The 968-nt window shown below is 30.9% G+C and carries 2 protein-coding genes; both read left to right on the forward strand.

The features are described 5' to 3' along the window. The first annotated feature begins 137 nt into the window (after positions 1 to 137). Positions 138 to 383, forward strand: coding sequence for an AbrB/MazE/SpoVT family DNA-binding domain-containing protein (locus Q4548_RS16635; RefSeq protein ID WP_139957797.1), 246 nt, complete (start codon positions 138 to 140; stop codon positions 381 to 383). Further along, positions 374 to 697 (forward strand): type II toxin-antitoxin system PemK/MazF family toxin, encoded by a 324-nt coding sequence (locus Q4548_RS16640; RefSeq protein ID WP_303457153.1) that lies wholly within the window; start codon positions 374 to 376, stop codon positions 695 to 697. Before Q4548_RS16635 ends, Q4548_RS16640 begins: the two co-directional genes overlap by 10 nt. Positions 698 to 968: the final 271 nt, after the last annotated feature.

Here is a 968-nt window from a genome sequence, read left to right on the forward strand (position 1 = left end):
TTTAAACCAAGTCAAATCAGCACGCTCGAAAAGGCTCTGCCCTTTTCTCCCAAACTGATTTTTATACAAACCCGTTAGCTTTAATTGTGTAATTGAAAAAATAGTAATAACTTTGTAATAACGAAAATTATTAAGTTATGGAAGTTTCAGTTATTCAAATAGGAAATTCAAAAGGAATACGTTTCAGTAAAACTATTCTTGAAAAATACAATATCAAAGATAAAGTAGATTTAATTCTTGAAAAAGGAAAAATCATTATTCAACCTTTATCAACTCCAAGAAAAGGATGGGAAGAATCTTTTAAGCAAATGGCTGAAAATGGAGATGATAAATTATTATTTAATGATGTCTTTGAAGACGAAACATTTGAAGAATGGAATTAAAACAATACGATATTGTCTTGATTAACCTTAATCCGACAGTTGGTAGTGAAATCAACAAAACTCGTCCTTGCGTAATTATTTCTCCTAACGAAATGAATAAATATTTGAGAACAATTATTGTTGCTCCAATGACTACAAGTTCGAGAAATTATCCTACAAGAATTGAAATCAAGCACAATGATAAAATTGGGTGGATTGTTGTTGACCAAGTCAGAACTGTAGACAAAACAAGAATTGTAAAACGTTTAGGAAAAATGTCTAAACCTGAAATAAAAGAATTCAAGTTAGTAATGAAAGAAACTTTTGTAGATTAAAAAAACTAAAGCTAACACCGGCTAAACTTCATGCGGGTTTAGTGCTTTCTCAAAGTTTTATGTATATTTACTAAGTCGCCAAATCTTGTTGATTTGGCTTTGTGAAAACAAAAGAAACAAAACCAAACAAAAAGCTTCGGCTTAGTACGTGTTCGAAAATCTTGTCGATTTTCAACCCCGCACAAAGCCTAGCTAAAACCGTTGGGTGCAAGCGAAAAAAATGAGAAATGATATCTAAAAAAAATCTAAAGACTCCTTATTATGCTGTGAT

The sequence above is a fragment of the Wenyingzhuangia sp. 2_MG-2023 genome, assembly GCF_030548295.1.
Classification (GTDB): Bacteria; Bacteroidota; Bacteroidia; order Flavobacteriales; family Flavobacteriaceae; genus Wenyingzhuangia.

Bases quoted from the DNA above. Each gene is read 5' to 3' on its own strand.
- Q4548_RS16635 (WP_139957797.1), top strand. From the start codon at position 138: ATGGAAGTTTCAGTTATTCAAATAGGAAATTCAAAAGGAATACGTTTC.
- Q4548_RS16640 (WP_303457153.1), top strand. From the start codon at position 374: ATGGAATTAAAACAATACGATATTGTCTTGATTAACCTTAATCCGACA.